The following is a 5,160-nucleotide window of genomic DNA, read 5'->3' on the forward strand; positions in this document are numbered from 1 at the left end:
GTGATGTCTTGCGGGCTTTTTGTGAGTTTGGCCCCACCGACACCTGCTGCCACCTCCACCAGGCCGGCGGCTTTGAGCTGGCCCAATGTTTTGCGGATGATAACCGGATTGACATTGACACTGCTGGCCAAAAAGGTGGAAGTAGCCTTGTACTCATCCTTGAACCGCTCGATACAAAGCAATATATGTGTCGCTACCGGCAGACGAAACGAAAACTGCATGAAAAATCCTCCTAAAAGTCGTTGTATCTATTGACATTACAACAATCGTTGTATATAATCGTTGTAACATATTATATTACACCATTTCTAAAAGGTCAACGAAAAACAAGGAGATGAGCGTATGTCTGCTTCTATTGCAAAGCTGAAAACAGCCATAGAAAATGCCCGGGCAATTCTTGTGGGTGCCGGGTCCGGCTTTAGTACCGCTGCTGGGTACACCTATAGTGGCAAGCGGTTCTACGAGCACTTTGCCGACTTTATCGAGAAATACCATTTCGGAGATATGTATTCAGCGGGTTTCTATCCTTTCTGCGGTTTGCGTTGCTGAGTGGCCACTGGTGCGTTAAGCCAGTGGCCACTATTAGTGCAAAGCGGCCACTGGCTAACGCAATATGCATGTGGGAAGTTTAAGTAAAAAAATATATAAAATGTCAATATATATTTTTTTATATCGTCTTTTTACCTCAAAAAAATTCTCTTGCTGCATCAAATACTGCAAGGGGAACATTTATATAGCAGGAATTTTCTCTGCCATCGCGAAATTATGCTGAGACGAATCGTTTAAAATTTTGCCTAAGGAGGATTGCCTATGAACACCATCAAAAACGTCGTCGCCAATATATTTGATTTGGAAAAGGATCGCGCTCCTCTTGAAGAAATTGCAGAGCGCATCTATAGCGGCGGCACCCTCAAAGGCACGAATATGTGCATCCTGATTCTTGCCATTTTCATTGCCTCAATTGGCCTGAATATGAACAGCACCGCCGTCATCATCGGCGCGATGCTTATTTCTCCCTTGATGGGCGTAATCATGTCCATAGGCTATGGCATGGCTACCTATGACAGCGCCTATGTCCGGGAATCTTTCCTGAAGCTCGTGTTTCAAGTCAGCCTGTCTGTTTTGACTTCATCGCTATATTTTACTCTCTCCCCTATTGACACTGCCTCCACGGAACTTTTGGCCCGTACGGAACCGACCATTTGGGACGTTCTTATCGCCATCTTTGGCGGTCTGGCCGGCATTATCGGCAGCACCCGCATTGAAAAGAGCAATGTAATTCCCGGTGTAGCTATCGCCACCGCCCTGATGCCGCCATTGTGCACGGCAGGTTATGGCCTTGCCACCTATTCGCCAAAATTCTTCTTTGGCGCGCTCTATCTTTTCTTTATCAACAGCTTCTTCATCTGTCTGACCACCTTTATCGTGTTGAAATTCATCCATATTCCTGCCAAGACCTATGTCTCCGAGCAGGTTTTCCGCCGCCAGCGCTGGTTTCTCTCCCTGTTGGGCGTGCTCATCATCCTGCCCAGTATGTACATGGCCTATCAGAGTATCCGCAACAATCTGGAACAGGCTCAGGTCAAATCATATATCGAAAGCAATTTCCAGCAGGGCAATCCACAAGTCGTAGCCTTCCATCTGACCCCTGCGGAAAAAGAACTGGCTCTGACCATTATCGGCCGTACCATTACTGCCGAGGAACAAACCGAACTAGAAAAAAAGCTGCATACTTATTCCCATTTTACAGATTGGAGCCTGCAAATCATCCAAAATGATTTATCCGGCACTGTTCGTACTGAAGATGTGCAAAACCTTATCAAGACCCAGTGGAATGCAACCGGTGGCGCCAGCCTTACAAAAGCCCAGGAAGATTTACGCAAGTACAAGGAACTGAGCATGCGTTACAGCCCCACCTACCAACGATTCGAGGCCGATCAAAAACTGCTGACCAGCATCCGTGAAAAAGCCCCCATTCTTTTCCCCTCTTTCGCTGGCATTGAAGGCGCTGCCATCGCCACAGAAAATAAGGACGGCCAAATTGTCTATACCGGCTTTTTGGCCATCATCACTTGCAAATCCCCCCTTGACGAAAGCGAACAGGCCCGCCTGCAAAAATGGCTCAATGCCGAAGCCGAACTCCCCGTAACCTTTATCTTAAAACTTGCCCCAGAAGCGAAGTAAACCACGTCAGTGCCTAAATCAAATCCCGACTGCCTTGTCAACAGTCGGGATTTGACGTTTTTATTCTTATCAGCTACCCAACAAACTTTTCCCCAATTCATAAGCCGCCGCACATTGCTGGGGGAACATCTCCTCACGATAGGCAGCTTTGGCCTGCGGGTCAAATATCGAGGACTCATATTTTTCATAATCGTTAAACTGTGTCGTATTATACGCATAAAGCATCTTGGTTTCCGCCCGCAGGATTTTGCTGGCAAAGCCTTCATGGACGGCAAATTTCTCCCGCATGCCAAACTGCTTGACATGCTCCTCCGTCATATTCATGGTGTAGATAAAGGCATTGGGCAGCGACTTGGGAAAGACCGTCGGAATTTCGTTGCTGTAAATGTAATTCGAAAAGAGCAGCCGTTCGATAAAGGCGCTCATGCCGGACGAAAGGTTCATAAAGTAGACCGGTACGCCCATAATCAAGGCATCGGCTTCCTTGATGCGCTCGATAACCGGCGTCAAATCATCCTTCATCGCACAGGTGCCATGCTCCTTGTCCTTGCGCTTGCAGTAAAAACAGCTGATACAGCCTTTGAAGTTCAGGCTGTATAGATTTATGAGTTCCGTTTCCGCACCAGCCTCCTGCGCTCCCTTCAAGGCCTGCTGCAAAAGTTCTGCCGTGTTGCCGTTGCGCCGCGGGCTGCCATTGATGGCAATTACTTTCTTCATCGTTAAATCCTCCCATCAACCAATACACAAATACTTAAAGTAATCTTCGACGCCAATAAGCTGTTCCCTGCTCTCCTAAAGAAAAACCTGACAAAGCCAAACGCCTTGTCAGGTCATACTCTTTTAACGTTTTAGTTCCTGATACTCTGCCACCCGGCCTACACTGAAGTGCAGAATCCATTCCGGACGTTCCGTAATCGGCGTCCAGAAACCGTAGGCTTTGCCCTGTGGGCCTTCATAAGCCACATGCACGGATTTATTTTCATCAATGGCCTTGTTGCACAGGCAGCCTTTATGGTCTTCGGGCCGCCCAATGGAAGAACATTTTATTCCGGCCTTTAAGCCCAGCTCTGCCGCTTTTTTATTCACGGCGATAATCTCCCGGCTCCGCTGGGTAATGGTCACCGGCTCGGGAAAATTGTCCCACATAATATGAAAAGCATGGATTACTTCCTGATCTGTCATCTTCAAATCTCTCCTAAAATCAAAATTTACGCTTTGTTAAACTTGTCTTTGCCCTGCCTGCCTGCCAGATTTTCATAGCCCAATGGCGTATGCGTGGACAGATAAACGGTCTTATGGCTGGCGATAAAGGCACGCACCTTGTTGAGCGTGTCTCTGGCTGCCGCCTTGTCCTCAGTGGCAATCGACAGCTTGTTTTGATAAAGGGCTTCATCCGTATAGGTCACATCGCCGTGGATAATGTAATGCAAACCTTCATTTTCCACAATAATGATGCTGTTGCCTGTCGTATGTCCGGGGGCAAAGACATAATAAATACCCTCGGCAATCTTCTGGCATTTGTCAAAGTTTTCATAAGCACCATCGGTAAAATCAACCCGGACAACATTATCGCCCTTTAATTCCATGGCATCCGCTTCAATACGGGAAATGTAAATCTTCGCCTTTGGGAAGCTCCTGAGTTCCCCCGTATGGTCAGGATGCTTATGCGTGACCAGAATTTTCGTGACCTGCTCTTTTTGGTAACCAAGTTTTTCCAAAGCGGTCACATAATCATCAATTCTTGAACCTAGATAGATGGGCGCGTTTACATCAGCGGCCATATCCGGCTGTTCCAGCGGCATCCCCGTATCCACCAGAATTACCTCGTCCCCTGTATCAATCAGATAGTTCTGCAACGTGCTGCGATATTTTACGCTCTTATCAAATTTGTCCTCGCCATCTTCTAACCCCATGGCAAACGGCTGCGTCATAAATCCATTTTCATAAAGTTTAACTGCCTTTATTTCCATCCGTCTTGCACTCCCCTCTGCAAACATCGAAAATTGCCCGGCCAGCAGGCAGGCTGTGCCTATGCCTGCGGTCTTGATAAACTCCCGGCGATTCATCGTCTTAGTCCTTCAGTTTGAACACTTTTTTCGGCTGGCCGCAAAGCGGGCAGGCAAAATCATCCGGTTCAGCATCCAAATCACCGATATATTCATAACCGCAGACCGCGCAGACGTAAATTTTCTTGCCGGAAGCTTCCAAAAGTCCCGGGCAATGCTTTTCAAGAATCTTTGCCAGTTTTACACCATGATGACCTTCCTGCTTGGCAAAGATTTCCATTTCATCGGCAGCTTCGGCAAGACCGGCTTCGCGGAACTTATCCGCCATGGCCTTGACTTTCTTTTCCCCGGCATATTCCGCCGACATAAAACCGCGCACCAAAGGCCAGAAATCCTTGGGGATCATGCCGTTTACCGTAGCATAGAAGCCCGCATGTACCGCTTCCTGATTGGCTGCTTCGATAAACTCTGCCGCCACATCATCAAGCCCCTGCTCTTTGGCAAGACGCGCCAGCGTATAATACATCATCGTGCCTTTGGCTTCACCCAAGGCCATCATTTCGGCCATTTTCTCCAACGGAGTTCCCTTTGTAATACCATGTAAGCTCATGTCATTCTCTCCTTTGCAAAAAAATAAAAGCTCTACCCTATATTGATATGCTCCCTATTAGGTAGACAGAAGAAATAATAAAACTGTCTGCTTGATAGGGAGCATTTTATGTACAAGAAGAGATTATCACCCGAAGAGAAAATCCACTTCATTGAAAAGTATAAACGTGGAGAGGGCAGTTATGCCTCCATAGCCGCGGATGCAGGCGTTGACAGCAGATCCTTCAGGCAATGGGTTCGTAACTATGATGCTTGCGGCCCGGATGTATTCTTCAAACGACATCATCAGCGCTATTCTGTTGAGTTTAAGGAAACTGCTATCCACGATTATCTTTCTGGCGTGGATTCACAAGATGCTATA

At 47.3% G+C, this 5,160-nt stretch carries 8 protein-coding genes; 3 read left to right on the top strand and 5 right to left on the bottom strand.

Annotation, left to right across the window (positions count from 1 at the left end; all coding sequences use genetic code 11):
* Positions 1-221 (bottom strand): Rrf2 family transcriptional regulator (locus BLQ59_RS15390; RefSeq protein WP_143005372.1); only part of this gene is annotated, 221 nt, incomplete at its 3' end.
* A gap of 121 nt (positions 222-342) precedes the next feature.
* On the opposite strand from BLQ59_RS15390, the gene BLQ59_RS15395 reads away from it, so the two are divergent.
* Both BLQ59_RS15395 and BLQ59_RS15400 read left to right on the top strand, forming a co-directional pair.
* Positions 343-549 carry an SIR2 family NAD-dependent protein deacylase gene (locus BLQ59_RS15395; protein ID WP_074573686.1) on the top strand — a complete coding sequence of 69 codons (207 nt, stop codon included), beginning with the start codon at positions 343-345 and terminating at the stop codon, positions 547-549.
* Positions 550-810: 261 nt separating this feature from the next.
* Entirely contained in the window at positions 811-2,184 is a 1,374-nt protein-coding gene (locus BLQ59_RS15400) for a DUF389 domain-containing protein (RefSeq protein ID WP_074573687.1), read from the top strand.
* 69 nt (positions 2,185-2,253) lie between these two features.
* Here BLQ59_RS15400 and BLQ59_RS15405 read toward each other — a convergent pair whose 3' ends face one another.
* The 4 genes from BLQ59_RS15405 to BLQ59_RS16465 form a co-directional block, all read right to left on the bottom strand.
* The gene (locus BLQ59_RS15405) at positions 2,254-2,901 is read right to left on the bottom strand and encodes a flavodoxin family protein (RefSeq protein WP_074573688.1); all 648 of its coding nucleotides are present in this window, start codon (positions 2,899-2,901) and stop codon (positions 2,254-2,256) included.
* Between the two features lie 123 nt (positions 2,902-3,024).
* Positions 3,025-3,366, bottom strand: a complete 342-nt coding sequence (locus BLQ59_RS15410) for a hypothetical protein (RefSeq protein WP_074573689.1) — start codon at positions 3,364-3,366, stop codon at positions 3,025-3,027.
* Positions 3,367-3,392: 26 nt separating this feature from the next.
* Entirely contained in the window at positions 3,393-4,250 is an 858-nt protein-coding gene (locus BLQ59_RS15415; protein ID WP_143005394.1) for an MBL fold metallo-hydrolase, read from the bottom strand.
* 4 nt (positions 4,251-4,254) lie between these two features.
* Positions 4,255-4,800, bottom strand: a complete 546-nt coding sequence (locus BLQ59_RS16465) for a rubrerythrin (RefSeq protein WP_074573690.1) — start codon at positions 4,798-4,800, stop codon at positions 4,255-4,257.
* A 108-nt stretch (positions 4,801-4,908) separates the two neighbouring features.
* Here BLQ59_RS16465 and BLQ59_RS15425 point away from each other — a divergent pair.
* A partial coding sequence (locus BLQ59_RS15425; protein ID WP_143005395.1) for a transposase occupies positions 4,909-5,160 on the top strand: 252 nt, incomplete at its 3' end.

Source organism: Pseudoselenomonas ruminantium, from assembly GCF_900104055.1.
Lineage (GTDB): Bacteria > Bacillota > Negativicutes > Selenomonadales > Selenomonadaceae > Selenomonas_A > Selenomonas_A ruminantium_C.

Bases quoted from the DNA above. Each gene is read 5' to 3' on its own strand.
- BLQ59_RS15405 (WP_074573688.1), bottom strand. From the start codon at position 2,901: ATGAAGAAAGTAATTGCCATCAATGGCAGCCCGCGGCGCAACGGCAAC.
- BLQ59_RS15395 (WP_074573686.1), top strand. From the start codon at position 343: ATGTCTGCTTCTATTGCAAAGCTGAAAACAGCCATAGAAAATGCCCGG.
- BLQ59_RS16465 (WP_074573690.1), bottom strand. From the start codon at position 4,800: ATGAGCTTACATGGTATTACAAAGGGAACTCCGTTGGAGAAAATGGCC.
- BLQ59_RS15400 (WP_074573687.1), top strand. From the start codon at position 811: ATGAACACCATCAAAAACGTCGTCGCCAATATATTTGATTTGGAAAAG.
- BLQ59_RS15410 (WP_074573689.1), bottom strand. From the start codon at position 3,366: ATGACAGATCAGGAAGTAATCCATGCTTTTCATATTATGTGGGACAAT.
- BLQ59_RS15415 (WP_143005394.1), bottom strand. From the start codon at position 4,250: ATGAATCGCCGGGAGTTTATCAAGACCGCAGGCATAGGCACAGCCTGC.